General features: G+C 37.6%; 25 protein-coding genes and 3 pseudogenes. 27 read left to right on the top strand and 1 reads right to left on the bottom strand.

Annotated elements, in window-relative coordinates; translation table 11 throughout:
* Nucleotides 1-93 precede the first annotated feature (93 nt).
* From EDD74_RS06780 to EDD74_RS06680, 21 genes and pseudogenes are all read left to right on the top strand, one after another.
* Nucleotides 94-1,071: pseudogene (locus EDD74_RS06780) on the top strand (HAD-IC family P-type ATPase); the annotation flags it as partial.
* A gap of 11 nt (nt 1,072-1,082) precedes the next feature.
* Nucleotides 1,083-1,382, top strand: coding sequence for an ArsR/SmtB family transcription factor (locus EDD74_RS06775; RefSeq protein ID WP_242990152.1), 300 nt, complete (start codon nt 1,083-1,085; stop codon nt 1,380-1,382).
* A gap of 283 nt (nt 1,383-1,665) precedes the next feature.
* Entirely contained in the window at nt 1,666-2,199 is a 534-nt protein-coding gene (locus EDD74_RS06770) for a recombinase family protein (RefSeq protein ID WP_116441879.1), read from the top strand.
* 50 nt (nt 2,200-2,249) lie between these two features.
* On the top strand, nt 2,250-2,729 hold the full coding sequence (locus EDD74_RS06765) for a hypothetical protein (RefSeq protein WP_116441880.1): 480 nt from the start codon (nt 2,250-2,252) through the stop codon (nt 2,727-2,729).
* A 252-nt stretch (nt 2,730-2,981) separates the two neighbouring features.
* Nucleotides 2,982-3,314 carry a DUF6560 family protein gene (locus EDD74_RS06760; protein WP_116441881.1) on the top strand — a complete coding sequence of 111 codons (333 nt, stop codon included), beginning with the start codon at nt 2,982-2,984 and terminating at the stop codon, nt 3,312-3,314.
* A complete protein-coding gene (locus EDD74_RS06755; RefSeq protein ID WP_016440297.1) occupies nt 3,311-3,505 on the top strand; it encodes a glycine zipper domain-containing protein in 195 nt (64 codons plus the stop codon). Before EDD74_RS06760 ends, EDD74_RS06755 begins: the two co-directional genes overlap by 4 nt.
* Before the next feature lie 100 nt (nt 3,506-3,605).
* A complete protein-coding gene (locus EDD74_RS06750; RefSeq protein ID WP_116441882.1) occupies nt 3,606-4,115 on the top strand; it encodes a hypothetical protein in 510 nt (169 codons plus the stop codon).
* Between the two features lie 122 nt (nt 4,116-4,237).
* Nucleotides 4,238-4,606 (top strand): hypothetical protein, encoded by a 369-nt coding sequence (locus EDD74_RS06745; RefSeq protein WP_132038440.1) that lies wholly within the window; start codon nt 4,238-4,240, stop codon nt 4,604-4,606.
* A 130-nt stretch (nt 4,607-4,736) separates the two neighbouring features.
* Nucleotides 4,737-5,297, top strand: coding sequence for an HD domain-containing protein (locus EDD74_RS06740; protein ID WP_116442497.1), 561 nt, complete (start codon nt 4,737-4,739; stop codon nt 5,295-5,297).
* A gap of 30 nt (nt 5,298-5,327) precedes the next feature.
* A complete protein-coding gene (locus EDD74_RS06735) occupies nt 5,328-5,612 on the top strand; it encodes a DUF5963 family protein (RefSeq protein WP_165851633.1) in 285 nt (94 codons plus the stop codon).
* Between the two features lie 52 nt (nt 5,613-5,664).
* The gene (locus tag EDD74_RS06730; RefSeq protein WP_016440302.1) at nt 5,665-5,994 is read left to right on the top strand and encodes a hypothetical protein; all 330 of its coding nucleotides are present in this window, start codon (nt 5,665-5,667) and stop codon (nt 5,992-5,994) included.
* A 19-nt stretch (nt 5,995-6,013) separates the two neighbouring features.
* Nucleotides 6,014-6,769, top strand: a complete 756-nt coding sequence (locus EDD74_RS06725; protein ID WP_116441885.1) for an Asp23/Gls24 family envelope stress response protein — start codon at nt 6,014-6,016, stop codon at nt 6,767-6,769.
* Nucleotides 6,770-6,816: 47 nt separating this feature from the next.
* Nucleotides 6,817-7,221: a hypothetical protein gene (locus EDD74_RS06720; protein ID WP_116441886.1), complete on the top strand. Its 405-nt coding sequence runs from the start codon at nt 6,817-6,819 to the stop codon at nt 7,219-7,221.
* Complete coding sequence (locus EDD74_RS06715; RefSeq protein ID WP_116441887.1) at nt 7,194-7,721, top strand: DUF3592 domain-containing protein; 528 nt, start codon at nt 7,194-7,196, stop codon at nt 7,719-7,721. The genes EDD74_RS06720 and EDD74_RS06715 overlap by 28 nt, the downstream gene beginning before the upstream one ends.
* Before the next feature lie 23 nt (nt 7,722-7,744).
* Entirely contained in the window at nt 7,745-8,263 is a 519-nt protein-coding gene (locus tag EDD74_RS06710) for a DUF6560 family protein (protein WP_016440306.1), read from the top strand.
* Nucleotides 8,264-8,687: 424 nt separating this feature from the next.
* On the top strand, nt 8,688-8,909 hold the full coding sequence (locus EDD74_RS15725; protein ID WP_174704852.1) for a hypothetical protein: 222 nt from the start codon (nt 8,688-8,690) through the stop codon (nt 8,907-8,909).
* Nucleotides 8,866-9,774, top strand: a complete 909-nt coding sequence (locus EDD74_RS06700) for a plasmid recombination protein (protein ID WP_242990154.1) — start codon at nt 8,866-8,868, stop codon at nt 9,772-9,774. The genes EDD74_RS15725 and EDD74_RS06700 overlap by 44 nt, the downstream gene beginning before the upstream one ends.
* 161 nt (nt 9,775-9,935) lie before the next feature.
* The gene (locus EDD74_RS06695; RefSeq protein ID WP_116441888.1) at nt 9,936-10,286 is read left to right on the top strand and encodes a hypothetical protein; all 351 of its coding nucleotides are present in this window, start codon (nt 9,936-9,938) and stop codon (nt 10,284-10,286) included.
* Nucleotides 10,287-10,385: 99 nt separating this feature from the next.
* Nucleotides 10,386-10,505, top strand: coding sequence for an HD domain-containing protein (locus tag EDD74_RS15625; protein WP_081637467.1), 120 nt, complete (start codon nt 10,386-10,388; stop codon nt 10,503-10,505).
* A 49-nt stretch (nt 10,506-10,554) separates the two neighbouring features.
* Nucleotides 10,555-10,890 (top strand): hypothetical protein, encoded by a 336-nt coding sequence (locus EDD74_RS06685; RefSeq protein WP_116441889.1) that lies wholly within the window; start codon nt 10,555-10,557, stop codon nt 10,888-10,890.
* A gap of 42 nt (nt 10,891-10,932) precedes the next feature.
* On the top strand, nt 10,933-11,679 hold the full coding sequence (locus EDD74_RS06680) for an N-acetyltransferase (RefSeq protein ID WP_116441890.1): 747 nt from the start codon (nt 10,933-10,935) through the stop codon (nt 11,677-11,679).
* A 120-nt stretch (nt 11,680-11,799) separates the two neighbouring features.
* On the opposite strand, the gene EDD74_RS06675 is transcribed toward EDD74_RS06680, so the two are convergent.
* Nucleotides 11,800-12,366: a flavin reductase family protein gene (locus EDD74_RS06675; RefSeq protein WP_016440316.1), complete on the bottom strand. Its 567-nt coding sequence runs from the start codon at nt 12,364-12,366 to the stop codon at nt 11,800-11,802.
* Between the two features lie 125 nt (nt 12,367-12,491).
* Here EDD74_RS06675 and EDD74_RS06670 point away from each other — a divergent pair, with 125 nt between their 5' ends.
* From EDD74_RS06670 to EDD74_RS15350, 6 genes and pseudogenes are all read left to right on the top strand, one after another.
* Complete coding sequence (locus EDD74_RS06670) at nt 12,492-12,827, top strand: winged helix-turn-helix transcriptional regulator (RefSeq protein ID WP_016440317.1); 336 nt, start codon at nt 12,492-12,494, stop codon at nt 12,825-12,827.
* A gap of 82 nt (nt 12,828-12,909) precedes the next feature.
* Nucleotides 12,910-13,041 (top strand): annotated as a pseudogene (locus EDD74_RS06665) (TfoX/Sxy family protein); the annotation flags it as partial.
* Between the two features lie 69 nt (nt 13,042-13,110).
* Nucleotides 13,111-13,644, top strand: a complete 534-nt coding sequence (locus EDD74_RS06660) for a dihydrofolate reductase family protein (protein WP_008976070.1) — start codon at nt 13,111-13,113, stop codon at nt 13,642-13,644.
* A 19-nt stretch (nt 13,645-13,663) separates the two neighbouring features.
* A pseudogene (locus tag EDD74_RS06655) lies at nt 13,664-14,117 on the top strand (GNAT family N-acetyltransferase).
* A gap of 220 nt (nt 14,118-14,337) precedes the next feature.
* Entirely contained in the window at nt 14,338-16,368 is a 2,031-nt protein-coding gene (locus tag EDD74_RS15355) for a vWA domain-containing protein (RefSeq protein ID WP_242990156.1), read from the top strand.
* 60 nt (nt 16,369-16,428) lie between these two features.
* Nucleotides 16,429-18,303: a hypothetical protein gene (locus tag EDD74_RS15350; RefSeq protein WP_242990158.1), complete on the top strand. Its 1,875-nt coding sequence runs from the start codon at nt 16,429-16,431 to the stop codon at nt 18,301-18,303.
* Nucleotides 18,304-18,308: the final 5 nt, after the last annotated feature.

The following is an 18,308-nucleotide window of genomic DNA, read 5'->3' as shown; positions in this document are numbered from 1 at the left end:
TGTGATTTATCACTGGAAATATAAAATGGATGAAATCAGTGAAGAGGAAGCGGCATCCGTTTGATATAGCAATTATTTAATATTCGTTATACTAGTAAAGAAGGTGTGTTGATTAAAGGTTCTAACTATATGGAAACTTTATCACAGGCAAAGTATGTAGTGTTTGATAAAACAGGAACTTTGACACAAGGTGTATTTGAAGTAAGTGCTGTTCATCACAATGAGATGGAAGAAAAGAAACTTTTGGAATATGCTGCTTTGGCAGAATGTGCGTCTTCTCACCCAATCAGTAAGAGTTTGCAAAAAGCCTATGGGAAAGAGATAGACCGTAGTAGAGTTTCTGATATAAAGGAAATCAGCGGACATGGAATTATTGCCAAAGTAGACGGTCATGAGGTGGCTGCTGGAAACAGCAAACTTATGAAACAAATAGGTGTGGATTATTATGATTGCCATAGCGTTGGAACAATCATTCACATGGCAATCGATGGAGAATATGCTGGACATATCGTAATTTCTGATATATTAAAACCACATTCAAAAGAAGTTATTGCGGAATTGAAAAAAGCTGGTGTAGAAAAAACAGTAATGCTTACAGGAGACGCAAAACGTGTGGCAGACCAAGTAGCACAATCACTTGGAATTGATGAAGTATACAGCGAATTACTTCCAGCAGATAAAGTGTCAAAAGTAGAAGAACTGCTTTCCACAAAAGCAGAGAAAGATAAACTAGCCTTTGTCGGAGATGGAATTAATGATGCACCTGTATTGACTCGTGCTGATATCGGAATTGCAATGGGTGCAATGGGTTCTGATGCGGCAATTGAAGCTGCTGATGTAGTTCTTATGGATGATGATCCACTAAAAATTTCTAAAGCAATCAAGATTTCGAGAAAATGCCTTAGAATTGTATATCAGAATATCATCTTTGCATTGGTTATTAAATTTGCATGTCTTGGACTAGGTGCAATAGGTATTGCAAATATGTGGTTTGCTATTTTCGCAGATGTTGGTGTCATGATTATTGCAATATTAAATGCTATTAGAGCATTAAGAGTGCATAATTTATAATTTAGATGAAAATGAAAAAACTTATTATAGAAGATTGCTTGCAATTGGTGGAATTTTTCAAAACGCTGGGAGATTTTACAAGACTAAGGATAGTGCTTGAATTAAAAACAAAAAGATGTGTTGGAGAATTAGCGGAAGAATTAGAGATGTCTCATTCAGCAGTCTCCCACCAATTAAATATATTGAAAGCTAATGGTATAGTAAAAAGTCAAAGACAAGGAAAATATATTTACTATATGTTACAAGATGAATATTTACAAAATACTATTGAAAAGTGTAAGACTTTATTTGATAAGGAGTTTTCTTTGTAGTATTCAGCTTTAAATAAGATGATAGAGATAAAAAATGAATAGAAAGGCGAAGTGCTCCAGACACGGCGGTGGGAAAATCTTTTAGATTTTTCCGCCGTTTTTAAGTTGATTTCAAAAGAAAAATAACAAGTGTGGAATTGGAAACAGAGGAAGACAAAGAAGGCAATCGCATAAAAGCGGTGCAGTTGTAAGAAATAGATTGAATGTGAAAAATAACCCATGTTATACTTTACTTACAAGCAGGTATTGTAAATATGGTTAGTTATAAAGCAGGATAACTGACATGAAACAACAGATTTACAATACTGCATTTTATCTTAGGTTGAGCCGAGATGATGGATTACAGGGCGAAAGTTCCAGCATTACTACACAAAGAAGTATGTTGCGTCCATATGCAAAAGAACCTCATCTCAGTATTGAGGAAACAAAATGGATTATTGAAAACATCTTTTTTCTTACGAGGAGGTGTGCTGCAATGAAAAACAGATGGAAACGAGTAGTGGGAATTGCGATTCCACTTGCTATCATTATTGTTGGGATAAGTTATAACAGTTATATCAGAGTGCATACTTTTACACTTTCAGGTAACGAAACAGTAAAGAGTGAGCAAATACAACCTGTTAATGGAAGAGTAAAAGTAAATGGTACTGTTGATACAGAAGTCAGATTTACAGATGTTGAAACTGGGAAAACTTATGAAATCGATTATATTACATCTGGGGTATCAGAAACACTTCAACTAGAACGAGGAAAATGGTACGAGGTAGAAGGTGCCGGGGAACTTATAGTGAAACCAGTCAATATTCGTATAGAATAACAATTTTCATCAACACGAAGATGAAAATTTGCAGAAAGAGAGTAGCTATCATGAGAAAAAAATATTTCAAAGTAATGTTGGCGGTATTTTTTCTAGTTTTATGTATGTTGGGAACAACAGCTTGTTCTTCCAAAGAATCAGAAGATTCAGGGGTGATCGGCAAGGGCAAACGAATCTTTGAGGAAACAATTTCCCCGAATAAGGATTATGTTGAAAATGAAAAAGATGTTGTCTATCATACAGTAGAAATCTATCAAAATAGTGATAATGTGATTATAGTGACTTCAAAATCCACTTCAGCATTTTTCAAACCATTGCAATATGAAGTGGAATCTGACACAAGTATCACAAAATCAGATATTGATGTAGAGTGGACAACTTCAATGGGAAACCCGGATCCAACAAAGGAAGATCAATTACATATAGCTTGCGTATCTGTTTCGCAAAACGGAAAGCTATTAGACAAGAGAAAAATAAATTTTGCGAACGGAGCTTTTGAAATCATTGAGGATGTAATAGAGAGCAAATAGTCAGATAATGTTTTCTAATAAACACAACAAATACAGATCTGATTCGTCCTCTAAAAAAATATTTATGGACAATAGAGGATATAGAGCGTCAATGTGTTGCAAAGATTGAAAAATTCTAACAATTCAGTATATGTAATCGAAAAATTAGATTCGGAATTAGAATTTGAATGGGTTATTTTGGCGGTTATGCACATGGACATGGCTGTATTTTCACGTGAGGGTAGAGGATCCGTTACGACAGGATAAAATGAAATACATTCCTATTTTGTTATAGCTGTATTTCTGTTTGGGAGGGCTATGGTAGCAAGTGCTATTCAGCAAGATGATTTATTTTCGCCACTTACTTTTAGCATCTTTTTTACGATTTCTTTCATTGGATCAGTGGATATGATGATGTGGAAACTCGAAGTGAACGGAGATGAAATTACATGGCATTCTACTTTGGGGAGAAAAAAGGTTTTTCACTTTGAAGATATTACGCAATGTGAGAGAAAGAAAGGTTCTATACGTGTCTATGTCAAAGGACAAAAATTATTTACCATTGACAGTAATATCGACAAAGAAGAATTTGAGGTGATTATATGAAAAAGACATCTAATGAAAACAATAATGGGTTGACGATGGGAATATGTATTGGCGTTGCTATTGGTACATCTTTAGGTGCTGTATATGATAATATTGGTACAGGAATTGCAATAGGTGTAGGTGCCGGACTTTTTTTAGGCACTCTTTATGATTCAAAAAAGAAGAGAAAAAATGATGATGACAAAGAGTAAGGAAAGCAAAATCCCAGTTTATAGAACAGTGAAAAGTAAAGGTGAGAATTTTATCTTAGTTTTTGAGTAATTGTGATATTAAATAAAAGGAGAGGCGTAGATGAAAAGAAAATATAGATGGGCTTATTTGGGGGTTGCAGGTTGCATTATCATAGTAAATGTATTGTTTATATTCATTAAAGTAAAGTCAAAGAATTCATTGTATGAAAAATATGAATGGGCAGAAGAATTTTATGGAGAAAAATTATACTTAGAAATTGACCACAAAAGTACAAGCGAAGAAGAATTAATAGGAAAACAAATAGCAAAACAAATAGAAATAGTTTTGTCATATATGGGAAATTCAGAAGATACTAAAGAAGTAGGAGAATTAAAATATTTTTACTGGTTTAATCAGGGAAGTGAGAAACCAGTATCACAAAAAAGCAAAGTAACTCATCTTACGACTATAATAACAAAAAACACAGGACATGTATGGTTATCTTATACGGTGACTCGTTATGGCAGAGAGGGAGAAATAATCAATCATACAGGAGATGGTCCAGTTTTACTTTATATAGAAAAAATTAATAATGAGTGGGTAGTAGTAGATAAAGATGAGCCAGCTTAAAGATTACAGAAAACAATCTAAAATAACAGAAATAAATGAGTTTGAAATTTATGTAAAGAATGGAGCTGATGATGTTTTTGGGGACAATTATTTGGGTGATTTTGTGTGGGAGTGTATTTCTTATGGGAGGGATTCTATTTACCTTTGCGGTATTTAAGCTTATACATTCAACTTTATATATAGGAGAAGTATATGATATAGAAGTTGTAGGTAGAGCGAAAGTAGCTGAGGTGGTATTTCATCTCATAACAGAGCATGAGGGAAAAAAGATAAAAGTCGAGCCACTAAATAGATTGGCAATATTTCTATTTTTTGAAAAGACACAGTTAAAAAGATTTAAAAGGAAATATATGGGGAAACAGATGAAAATATACATTAGTACAGATGGAGCTTCCTATTTGAAACGATTTTTACCACGTTATTTTTTTATGAGTATATTTTTGATGGCGCTGGGTATATTTGTTTTTTTAGTTCCTTATATAAGCAGTTAATCTTAGAATTGATTGCAAGACTTAAATATTAGTCCAGACAATAATCGTTTTTTATATGGATGTGTACATGATAAAGATAAAGTATATTTTGTTCAGAGATAACTTTTTTATTTTAAAGGAAGGAATTAAGATGGAAGGAAAAGAATTATTGCACACATTGGCTGTAGCAGAGAGATTGAAAGATACGACCAGACATTGTTATACATCGAAAGGACGTCAGGAAAGTGTTGCTGAACATAGTTGGATGATGACTCTCATGGCATTTTTTATGAAAAATGAATTTCCAGATGCCGATATAAATAAAATTATCCAAATGTGTATTATACATGATTTAGGGGAATGTTTTACGGGTGATATTCCTACATTTAGAAAAACAAAAGAACATGAAGATACAGAAGAACATCTGTTGAATGCCTGGATAGATACATTGCCGGAAGCAACTAAAAAGGAAATGAAAGACTTGTATAAGGAAATGGCAGAAAAGCAGACAATCGAAGCCAAAATCTATAAAGCAATTGATAGCCTGGAGGCGTTGATCCAACATAATTTTTCTGATATTTCGACATGGTCTGAAAATGAGTTTGAATTAAATTTAACCTATGCGGATGACAGAGTGGGCTTTTCCAAATACTTGTCTGATTTGAGAGAAGAAATTAGAAAAGATACTATGAAGAAGATTTCCAAGTGCTGATATTTTAAATTAGAATCTGATGAGGTAAAAATAAATGAAGAAAAAATAAAAATCATAGTTGTGTTGGTAATTGGATTTGTGGTCGCAATAATATTGATGAGTGTCGCAATTTATTTTGGGGACATTAATGTATATAGCACAAGTGTAGATACATTGCCTGTTAAAATATTTGGAATACCTATTTATGAACTGACAAAATCAGGAACGAAGTACATTGGCAAAACAATAGAAATTTATATGGGAGTAGTGTGTGGTATTTGTATGTTTTTTAGCGCTATTGCTGAAGAACTTATCAGTAGAGTAAAGCATAAATAGATTCCAGTAATATGGAGAGATGAACTTAAATTTGTGAAATCGAGGATATGATATGGGCGGACGAATGATAGGATTTATAGTATGGGCAATCGTTGGTTGTATTCTGATTGGCATAGGAGTATGTGCTTATTTTTCAAAAAAGGCGGTTGCTTTTTGGGCGAACATGAAGGCTTTTCCAGTGAGAGATATAAAGGGATATAATCATGCACTGGGTAAATTGTTTATTTTCTATGGAATGCTTTTTGTTGTGTTAGGAATACCTTTATTAAGTGCTCAAAATACTCCATATATTTTGCTGTCAGTATTTGGTGTAATGATTGAAACGATAGTATTTATGGTAATTTATAGCTTGTTTATCGAGAAGAAATATAAAAAACAGTAGGACAAGGAAGTGATATGCCATGAAAAAATTTTTGAAAATATTGTTTATTCTTATTGGAATCGTTTTTCTGATTTTTGTAGTTCTGATAGGTATTGGATTATTTGTTGATTTTGAATATGATGACCACATTGAAAATGGTCGTTATACTTATATTCCAGAGGAGGAAAATAAAGATAATGAGTATGTAGCATTTACGATGAGTGATTATGATAAAAATGATTCAGAGCTTACCTATTACGACTCTATCGAAAAAGCTATTTTACATTCTCCTCTCAAAGCAGAAAATGAGGAACTTTCTGTTCCGGATGATTTTCTTAATCATGTGGATGAAACTTTTCATATATGGAATGGTGAGCAGTATGATACGATTTTTTATCGGGCAGGAACAAATGATGATCCGGTGCAGGGATTCGTATTCGCACGCTTAAAAAAGCAACTACAAAATGGAAATACACGCTATGCGTTTATCACTTCCACACAAGCTACTGCGAAGCCGGACAGTAGATATAGCTCAGATTTTCATAAGTTTCTTCATTCTATTTTAACATTGAGTGATTTTCAACAAGACTTAAATCCAAACTATCCGGATACTCGTTTTGTGTTTGGATATGCGCATGAAAAAGAAATCTATACATTAGAAATCGAAGGACAAAAGCCGGACGGTGTCATTGAAATTGATGAATATGGCAGAGTAACCTATATGTGGTATTACAATGATCTAAAAAGCGATAAGAGAGGCGACTGCCTGAGTTATTCCATAGATGTACCTGAGTAAAATGCCGGTTTACCGGTATTGGTAAGAAAAAGGAAAGGATATCCAGTATGAAAAAAGAGCAAAAACAGATTTTATATATTTTCACATTTTTGATTTTAGGGTGCGTGATCGGCTATTTTGTGGCAGTTACGCAGATGAAACAAGTCAGTGATCCCGAATATATTGCATTTTGGGCAAGTCAAGACATGCCGGTTCCGGAACCGATCGGATTTCCTCGGAGCATCATTTCGTTTGGAATGCTTTTTTCCGGGATACCTGCGGGGGTGATATTTTTCTCTCATATCGCTAAAAAGTGGCTGACTTCAGCTGCTCCTAAAATTATTATTGGGTTTCTTACCTGGCCTATTTACACACTTGCCGGGGCAGTCGGGGCAATTCCACTCGTTGTTTATTTGATTTATCGGTTATGGAAAGGGCGGATATCATGTCAAAAATGCAAATTGCATGGTTAGGATTTCTAGTGGTTGGAGGGGTAGGAGTACTTTTCATTTTCTTTGGAGTGATGATAACTATCGTAACAAAGAAACAAATGAAGCAGTGTACGAAAAAGATAGAAGGCGCTGTTGTGCAATATCAGTTTCCGGGTGGCGGAAGTATGAATCCGATTGTGGAATATGTTGTGGATGGAAATCGTTACACAGCAAAGAAAAAATTTCGTGGGATATTGACAAAGCGGATATCTGGACTATCCGTACATGTAGCATCAGGCGTCTATGAAGATGAAAAAGGCTGGCTGCATATAAAAACGGGAGCGATTGCAAACTTGCGTGAATTAGCAGAACAGCTGTGGTCTATTGGCAGCAAGATGTCCGTTTACTATAATCCCAACAATCCTAAAAGATGTTATGTTGACAGACCTGTTCTGGGAAGCACGATATCTGCTGTATTTATTGTAACGGGTCTGATCATACTGGTTTTAAGTGTGTTACTATTTGTGCTGATCCAATTATAAATTTGAAGTTTTGGAGGTAAGCCATGAAATATATAGGCACAATTCTAGCCGCATATATTATCTTATTTGTTTTAGATATAATGCAAAAAAGAAATCATAAAACAACAAAATCTTTAAATAATTTCTCTATTCGAACAGTATCAGATGTATCATTTATATGTGCAATAGGTGCTTTGTTTGTACTTGTTGTCTTTATTTGGGGCTTTTGGAGTGAACCTGAAAATTTTTGTTCTAAAAGATATTTGATGATCATTATCCCATTTTCTATTATTTGGTTTGGAGTTACTTTTTGTGGTATGATTGCTCCATTAAAAGGAGTGTGGGAGATAAAAGTTGAAGAAGATAATATCACGGTTATTAAAATGTTTATTTTTAGAAGACATTGGAAAATATCAAACATATCATATTGTAAAATGAAACGCGGTGGTTTGAATGTGTATGTTAATGAGAGAAAGAAAAAAGCATTTTTTGTTGATGGTATGACAGACCACTTTGATAACTTCATAAAACGAATGGAAAAAGAGGGAAAACCGATTATCTAAGCGATGCAAAGCAATAATCAGTAATCAGTAATCAGTAATCAGTAATCAGTAATCTGCCACAATTGAATATGACCGTTAAGGTCAGATGAAGAAACCGATGTATTGAGTGTAAAACGATCATGCGTCGGTTTTTCTTTTTGCAAAATAGTCCGGTGGACTGTTTTGAAAAACCGAAGGAACTGACGTAGCTTGGGACGGGGCGAAGTCAGTTTGTTCGGGCGGGAGTACAGAGGGTGCAACCCTTTGTGCATGGGTACAGGGAATGCAATACCCCTGTGCAGGTTAAGGGCGGCAACCTTGCCCAGTTAAATGGCGTTTCGCCACTTAATACTGGGTATATTACTTGACGCAGAAAGCTGCAAGGAATCAGCTTCGCTGCCCTTCTCCCCTGTCGGGGAAATCAAAAAGAAAAGGAGGAACTCATGTGAAATTAACAAGACACAATGGGCGAGCCGGAAAGAATGGCGTTTATAATCCGAAGCACAATGACCACAGTTTTGACATTGCCAATAGCGAACACATTGATGAAGAACGAGCCAAACAAAATCTCTATTGGGACTGTTACAATGGCTTCCGCAATTTCAAAAATCCCGAAAAGGAAAATGAGCTGTCCAGAGGAAACGGTCTATCAGATTGGAACGCTTGACAATCATGTTCCGCCGGAACTGCTCATTGAGATTGTCACAGAATTTATGGAAATCGTAAATGAGCGTTTCGGCTTTCATGTCCATATCCTGAATTGGGCGCTGCACTTGGATGAAAGTACACCTCATATTCATGAGCGTCATGTGTTCGACTGTGAAAATCAATATGGGGAGATTGCCCCACAACAGGAAAAGGCTTTGGAAGCACTGGAGTTTGAACTGCCGGAACCGGAGAAGCCAGTCGGAAGAAAAAACAACCGCAAGGTGACTTTCGATTCAGCTTGCCGAGTGCTGCTGTTTGATGTGGCGAAAAAGCATGGATTGCAACTGGAAGAAGAACCGGAATATGGTGGTCGTGCTTATCTGGAAAAACAGGACTACATTATTTTCAAGCAAAAGGAGCAACTGGCAGCACAGGAGCAAAAGCTGGAAGAACTCACGATGAAGATTGAAGATGTGGAAGCTCTGGTGGACGAGGTTGCCGATATTGCTTATGACAAGGCGGTTGAGATCGTTGCTGATACTGTGAAACTGGAAACGTACAAGGAGGATATTAAGCTGGTGGAGCAGTCTAAGTCGTGGGTTCTCTCCCCTGAGCGTAAGGCTTCAAAGAAAGAAGTTGAGTATGCAGTGAAACGATTGGAGGGCGTGATTGCCAGAATCACAAATGCTATGAAATCAACCATTCAGAAAATCCAAACCACGCTGATGAAACCGGAGGTCAAAAAAGCCGGAACGGAGCAAATTAAGAAGAAAGCCAAAAGTTCCATTATAGAGCAGTTGAGCCGCAAAAAGAAAGTAATGGCAGAGCGTGAAGTCAGCCGGACAATTCCGGGAAAAAGCAAAAAACAGGATATGGAACTCTAAGGCACTTGCTGTTTTCGTTTTGAAAATGACAGGTGCTTTTGCTTTAGGGAGCAGGAAAACATCTTCCATTCTTTAGGTTGGTAGAGTATAATGTAAGCAACAAATCTGAAGTTGTTGGTATAAATTAAAAGTTATAAGAAGTGGAAAAGGAGGACAAGTTAATGATAAAAAAAATAGCTATTGTACCATATGTAACGAATGGGAGAAATTCACAGATTGGGCATGATGGGCATTTTAACATTTTAAAGAAAAAGAGAAGTACTGTATTAAAAGAGAATTTACAGTCTGTGATTGAAGCGAAAAGTTGGGAAGCGGAAGTAATTGTTGATGTCAATCATGGAGATTTACAATCGCTGAAACGAGAAGGAGTAAACTTGTTTTTAATTCCGGAAGATATTGCTAGGTATATAGACTATAGCAATGTTAATAAGGATGAGTGTTTCGAATTGACACATGATGAATATGAAAGCGGAAATATAGATAGAGTAGTGAAATACATAGAAGAAAATTGAAACATAATCTCTTAGAGGAGCTTATCAAATTCTAATTTAAAAAGATGATAAAAATAGGAAATCAGGATTTGAAGGAGAAATTAAGATGTAAGGAAAGAATTGTTGCAGGCATTGGCTGTAGTAGAGAGATTGAAAGATACGACCAGACATTGTTATACATCGAAAGGACGTCAGGAAAGTGTTGCTGAACATAGTTGGATGATGGATTTTTTAACCTAGTATAGTGATTCGAATGATGTAAAGATTTAAAGTTTTTGAGGAAAACAACGTGAAATATTTTATAAAAGATAAAGATAGAAAAGGTACGTGCTATTATGAATTCTATAAAGGAAAATGGGACGGGGAATCTTTTTGGAAAACAGATTCTATATTGTTACATGATGATATAGTTTTTCAAAACGAAGAGTTTATTGATGCCATATTAAAGGTGGTTCCTTCCTATAATCCATTTGGTGAAACAGAAATATCAAATGTAGAGTGGAAGGCAATTGGACAATTTATAGAATTAAAAAGCACTACTGTTCGAGAAATCTATTTTGAAGCGGATGAATGGCTTCAAGAAGTATTTAAAGAATATGACTGTTTTACAATATTAGGAATATGATTAGAGTAAGAAAAATTTTGAATTTCACGGAGGTTTTATATAATGGAATATATTAAGGTTACGAACGAAAATATTGAAAAAGAGCATATATGTTGTGCCATTTCTAATAACAATGATATTCAAGTATCTTCAAAAAAAGCATGGTTGTCAGAACGGTTTGAAGATGGTTTAGTTTTTCTCAAAAGTACAGAAAGAGGAAAGTGTTTTATTGAATATATCCCTGCTGAAAATGCATGGAATCCGATTTCAGCAGATGGATATATGTATATTGATTGTTTGTGGGTTGCGGGTTCGTTTAAAGGGAATGGTTATTCATCAGATTTATTAAATGCTTGTATGGAGGACAGTAAAAACAAAGGGAAAAAAGGATTGTGTATTTTAGCAACGGCAAAGAAGAAACCATTTTTAGCTGACCCTAAATTTCTGAAGTATAAAGGATTTCGAGTTTGTGATGAAGCTGATAACGGTATTCAATTATGGTATTTACCGTTTGTAGAAAATGCCACATTGCCACAATTCAAAGAATGTGCGAAACATCCTCATACTGATGAAATGGGGTATGTTTTGTATTATACAAGTCAATGTCCGTTTAATGCGAAGTATGTTCCTGCAATTGAGGGGATTGCAAAAGAAAAAGCAATACAATTCAAAGCAATTCACTTGCAGAGTAAAGAGGAAGCACAAAATGCTCCGACGCCAATCACAACATATGCATTATTTTTAGATGGAAACTATATTACGAATGAACAGATGAATGATAAGCGTTTTTTGAAATTGTTGGAGAAGTAAAATCCTAGTTTAGAAAGATGATAAAGAAATAGGAAAATTTGAAGTTGTAGAATTGATAATACATAAATAAGTCTGAAAGCAGGTCATTTATTCAAGAGACCTGCTTTCAGTATTTGGCGACTATCGTTTTAATTGAAGTCCATCCTTAAATGCTTCGCCAACTCTTTCCATTACTTTGTAGTATCCATGTGTATAAGGGTCAAAAGCAATGGCATTTACCAGTGACATATCAATAGTATCGCCGTTCATGACACTTTCATCTGCCGTAATGCGAACTACCTTACCGATTACACCACAGCCATAAGTATTAGTCTGATATTCAATAAATTCACACTCCATGCAGATAGGAAACTCGTTGATAACAGGAGCGTCAACAGTCTCAGATTTTGTAGTTGTCATACCGCTGTTCTCAAATTTCTTGCTTTCATGATTTCCTGATACTAGACCAAAATAGTCAGCTTCAACAACATGAGCTGCATCTGCGATGCTGACTGTAAAAGCTTTTCGTTCCTTGATGTTTTGGACGGTTTTGTGAGACTCAGTCAGTTGAAGTACGACATTATCACGAGCCTGCATAGTTCCCCAAGCGGCATTCATCACATTGATGCTTCCATCTTCGTTATATGTGGCAACCATCAACACCGGCATCGGAAAAATTCCCTCGGTTTGTTTTAATATTTTTCTCATACGAAATCCCTCACTTTTCAGTTTGTATTGACATCCTTTGTGTTCTTACATATAATTATAGAAAAACACACGAGGAAATACAAGTACCATCTTTTTTGATAGGTACTATCTTGGGAGAAAGTAATATGATAAAATCTTATATTGAGAACGCAAATTTTGAAGATACGGGTTTTAGTTACACTTTGTCGTTAATCTCTGGTAAGCATAAAATGGTAATACTATATTGTCTGATGGAATTTGAAGTGGTTAGATTTAATGAGCTTCGCAGGTATCTTAACAAAATTTCTGATAAAACTCTTGCAACAAATCTGAAAGAGTTGGAAAAGGACCAGCTCATTATACGCAAGGAATATCCTCAGATTCCCCCAAAGGTTGAGTATAGTCTGAGCGAAAGGGGAAAATCTCTCATGGAAGTATTAGATCAGCTATGTGTTTGGGGAGAAAACAATCGCATGAGATAATCAAATATAATAATGAAATAAATATAATAAATTACAGAAAATTTCAGTCTTACGAAGAGCGTGGAAGTACACAAGAAATTCATATGAATTGCCTTATGATGGAGCGAAAGAGATGCTGTTGGTCGAAGAAGTTGACAGTAAGGAGTTTTTAACAGGTCTGTTTCACGTTATGTATGATGAATTACCAGCACCGAAGCCGAAAAAGAAAAGATAAATTATTTTCGGCATAGAAAACAGAAGTGAAATGAGCAGACAGATAAAGCAGAAGTTGGAGGACAGTGTTATGAGAAAAGTGAATTTATTTATCGCAATGAGTCTGGATGGGTACATTGCTGACAGCGAAGGCGGTGTAGACTGGTTGGGTGGACAAGGAGAAGAAAGTGAGGATGTTGATGTCTACTCTGCATTCATAAAAGATATTGATACCGTTCTGATGGGATGGAAGACGTATCATCAAATTGTCACGGAGCTTTCTCCGGAAGAATGGATTTATCATAATTTGAAAACCTATGTGTTCACACACAAAGAACATAAATCTACAAAAAATGTTCAATTTATCGACAGGGATCCAGCTGATCTGATCACTAGTTTAAGGGAGAAAGACGGAAGAGATATCTGGATCTGTGGAGGTGCAAATCTCATTCAGCAAATGGTAAAGGAAGATCTGATTGATTGTTACTATATTACAATCATTCCAACAATCCTTGGCTCTGGCATCCGGCTTTTTGACAACCTTGCAGGCAGAGAATTAAAACTAAAGCTGATAAAAACACAAACATATAACGGGATGACAGATTTGGTTTATGTTCGAAGATAAATGGAAAGTGAGGAGAAAAATGAAGGAATACACTTATATTACCTTGAGGCAGAAGCCTCAATTGAAGGAGCAGGCGGCGATCTGGTTTCATGATAAATGGGGGGGTACCAAAAGAAGCATATCTGGAATGTATGGAAGCTTATCTTTGTCATGAGACAGAATATGGCTGGTATTTGTGCTTGGATGGGGACAATATTGTGGGAGGTCTTGGGGTGATTGTAAATGATTTTCATAACAGAAAAGACCTTACACCGAATGTATGTGCAGTATATACCGAAAAAGAATATCGAGGGCAAGGAATCGCAGGACATTTACTGCATACAGTTGTAGCAGATATGAAGAGGAAAGGGATCACACCACTCTATCTGATCACGGATCTTACAGATTTTTATGAAAAATATGGATGGGAATTTTTCTGTATGGTTCAGGGCGAGGAAGATCCTGAACAGATCAGAATGTATATTCACAGATGAAGAGGCAGGGGATCGCAAGGTTTCCTGCTTCTTAAATTTGTGGATCCCCCTTTTGGTCACGGCATGAATTTGTCTGTTTCCTACATAGAAAAATAATGACGTCAGAAAATGAAACTGTTATAATAAAGATAGACTTTATTTCTGTCAAACGGTGAGAGAAATTTCGTATATAGAAGAGGAAACAAAGTGAGACAGTGTACAAATGAGAAGGAGGGGGATTATGGGTACGGGATTGCAGATGATCGTGGGAATGCTTGCAGCGCTAGTGATCGTATGTCTGTTGATAGTAGTTCACAGGAAGCAGAGGCTGGTGTGGAGTGCTGTTTTTGTTCTGCTTGGAATTACGACAGCGCTTGCCGGGGTATTTATTTTCACGGGCAGTGAACGGAAAGAGGATGAGAAAACAGTATCAGCAGAGCAATTGGAGGACGTCTATATTGGACTTGCTTATGGATTTATGGAAGAAGAGGCATATGAGGAGGCAGAAATTTTTCTGGAAAATTATCTCTCTTCGGGGGTATATGATGATGCCTATCTGCTTGCGCGGGCAAGGCTTTATGGATTGCAGGAAAACTATGACGGTGCGGAAGGCTTGTACCGGATGCTGCTTGACAGAAAGTCAAAGGCAGCTGGAAGAAATGAGCTGAAAGAAGAGCTAGAAGTGATAGAGAGGGCGAAGAAGGAAGCTGATGAGGATAAGAGAGAGGAGGCAAAATCGCTTTTGAAGGAAGCGGCATCTTCCTGTGCAGAAAAGCAGACGGGGACAGAGGATGCAGTTTCCTATTATCTTGCAGTACAGAAAGAATATGATGGGGAAGAGAAAGAAAAGAAAGCAGACGTCTCGGATGGAGAGATATGGAAACTCCGGGAGATGAAGCTTGCCAAAATGCAAGGACAGATCCAAGAGGAAAATTATGGGGAGATTGCGCAGGAGATGAATGCCTGGGAGGACAGCAGTCAGCTGCTTGTATTTTCTGAATTGTATCGTCAGGGACTGATCAGCACATCCATGCTCCGTAAAAATGAAGAATTGCAGGCAAAGACAGAGCAGGCCAAGCAGGCACTTTCCTGGGTAAATAAGCAGAAAAAGGGATACAGGTATACCGGGGAAGACAAGAAACTGATCGATCAGACGCTGAAGCAGTTAGAGAAAGCATCTGATGACAGTGAAGATGCATATGATTTCTGGATGCGTGACAGACTTTTAGAGGCAGCGGGGAAGGAAGAAGAGAAAGAACCGTCAAAGCTTTATATGCAGGCATCAAGGCTTGCCTACGAGAGCGGAGATCAGACAAGTGCGAATTCCTGTCTGGATAAAGCGCTCGATACTGTGGCAAGGAGTGAGGATGATGCTTATCGTGGTCCGGCAGGAGAACTGAATCGGATTTTATCAGAGAAAGAAGATAAAGAACAGCTGAAAGAAATTGATACCTATGCGAAACTTACCGTTGATCATATCGTTCCGATCGCAGATAATTCTCAGGATATAGATGGACAGAAGGAAGAAACTTTTCAGGAAAACAAAGAAGAGAGGCAGGAAGATTTCACACAATATGTCACAGATACTGTGAATCAGAAGGCGGCATCTGTAAGTATTTCGGGAATTGATACCAAGGAGTTTGAAACTGTTCGGGCAGTAGTTTCTTTGGAGGAGGGGATTGCAGACACCGAAGAGAAGTTCCGGGAAAATGTGGAAATCCTTGATTGCGGGGTAGAAATTCCTGATTATAAAGTGAAGAAGCTGGAATATGACACAGTAAATATTGCGCTTTGCTGCGATAATTCCGGCAGCATGGAAGGAGAGAAGATCGAGAATCTGAAGAAGGCAGTTTCTACATTTGTAGGGAAGCTTGCGGATGAGGTCAATATCGGGATTGTTCCGTTTGGAAGCGGTGTGTTAGAAGGAGTCTGTGAGCCGGGAAGCAGCAGGGAGAAATTGGAGCAGTCTGTGGAGTCTTTCCGTTCTGACAGCGGAACCAATATATACAGCGGAGTCGAATATACACTTTCGATGCTGGCAAAAGAAAAAGATGCCTTGAATATCGCGGTGATCATGTCGGATGGACAGGATAGTATCCCTTCAGAGGAGCAACTTCAGAAGATCACTTCCGCCTGTGAGAACGGAAATATTTTGTTGTATTCGATGGGGCTTGGTGCGGATGTAGAGTCGGAAGTGCTAAGTACTTATTCCGATGCAGGAAACGGAGCATATGTCTTTGTATCGGATTCAAATTCGCTCTATTCTTTCTAACAGTATATTTATCAGATCAGTAAGAACCGTTATGAGATTGAATATCAGGCAGTCGACACGATGACACAGAGCCGGACACTCCGAGTGGAACATAAAGGACACAGGAAGATTTATGATGAGAGATCGTATTATCTGTATGAAAATGATCTGACAGAGGAAGATCTGGGACCAGAGAGTGATCTGCAGATTCAGGATATGATATTTTATGGGTTAGATACGAAGCTTCTCTATGAGTCTCCTGCTCCCCAGCAGGTGAGACTGACCGGAAAGGATTTAAAGAAAGAAAATAAGATTTCGGTATCTCTTCACGGGGCAATGGAATATGAGTTGGAATGCAAATATGAAAGTGACACAAGCTGGGAAATAACGATTCCGGCGAGAGCAGCATGCGGAGTGTATGACGTTTATGTGACGGCAAATGGAGAACGAAGAGTATTCCCGTCTGGGCTTGTGATCACTTCAGGAGATCTGAATACGGTTCGTTATGGAAATTATATATTTACTTCTACCGGGAAAGAGGTCTGCGGAGACACGACAAAACTGACCGGATATATCCGGATGAATGGATGGCTTGGATTCCAGGACAGTGTGCAACTGGAAGGAGATTTGAAGAAAGATCCGGAAGTACTTATGCGCTGTCGGAGATCTTATGTACAGTATGATAGAAATACTGCAAAAGGATATGCAAAGCATCTTGCAGAGTATGGAATGTATGCTTCCCTTCCGGGATTTTCGGAAATAACACTGTACAATGATCCGCTGACAGATGCTTCCTCGGATAAGTATCCGGTGAAACCGGCGGTCTCAAATGGAGCATTCATTCTGCAGGATTTTTCAAGGATTGATTATGCGAAGATCGCATTGTATCCAAATCAGGCAGTCGTTGAGTTTGACAGTGTACAGACCGAGCTTCCATTTCAGGATGCTGTTTTAAAGACAGCAGAATCTGAAAGTCCGTTTGCATTTAAATTTGATCATACAGAACAGATTATCATGAATGATAAGCAGATTGGCTGTGATATTTCACTGAGTCTTGGGGAGGAAGATGAGAAAAATTATCATGCACTCTTTGGAAATATGCCGATCTACTGTAACCTTGATACAGCGGAACTAAATCTGAATACATTAAGTGGGGATGTCTCTGCGAAAGTACTTGTCAATGTTGCGATGTTATGTGATGGCATGGGACTGGAACTGCAGTGGAAAGAATGGAAACTGGATGGCGTGGAACTGTATGCAGACTACCCGGTCAATACGACAATTTCGGGAGTCCCGGTAACCTTTTCAGATTTTTCACTTGGTGTGGAGAAAATCAGTTCGATTGACAAGCTGGATATGAGAGAACTTCTGAAACTGAAATACAAAGGAGGATTTGAGGTGGCGGTGGCAAAGGTTTCTGAATTTAAGCCAGGGTTGGAAAAATGGGTCGGCGATGTAAGCCTTGCCTCTCTTGATCAGGTATCTTTGGAATTCCAGTTGAGTAGAAAGTATATTTCGGTGGCAGCAACTGCAAAACTTCTGGAAGCAGTTCAGATTGGAGACTGTACACTGGAGCTTGGAGAAGGAATTTCTTATACAAATATGTTGCTTGGTATGCAGGGAGAAACCGTCAATGGCTTCCGGGGAGAAGTCGGTGTTGGAATCAAGATGGAGAAAGACAATTGTATCTTCAATGTCCGGGGAGCTGCGGAACTTGCACTTACAAATAAAGTGTGTGGAATTGGGGCTTCCGGGGAGTTGGAGGCAAATGTATCCTGGTGGATTGTGGCTTTGCAGACGCAGGCAAAAGGACAGGGATTTATCGGAGTCTATGAGCAGCATAACGGAGTGTGGGCATTCGGGCTGCATGGACAGACGAGTGATCCGGGAGATAAAGGCATTCATCTTGTATGGGCATCGGAAAATCCAGAACTTTCGAGCAAGACACTGAGTTAAGAAAA

The sequence above is a fragment of the Faecalimonas umbilicata genome (assembly GCF_004346095.1).
In the GTDB taxonomy this organism is placed as follows: Bacteria; Bacillota; Clostridia; order Lachnospirales; family Lachnospiraceae; genus Faecalimonas; species Faecalimonas umbilicata.
The sequence above is the reverse complement of the archived record's forward strand: the minus strand, read 5'-3'. Positions and strand labels throughout refer to the sequence as shown.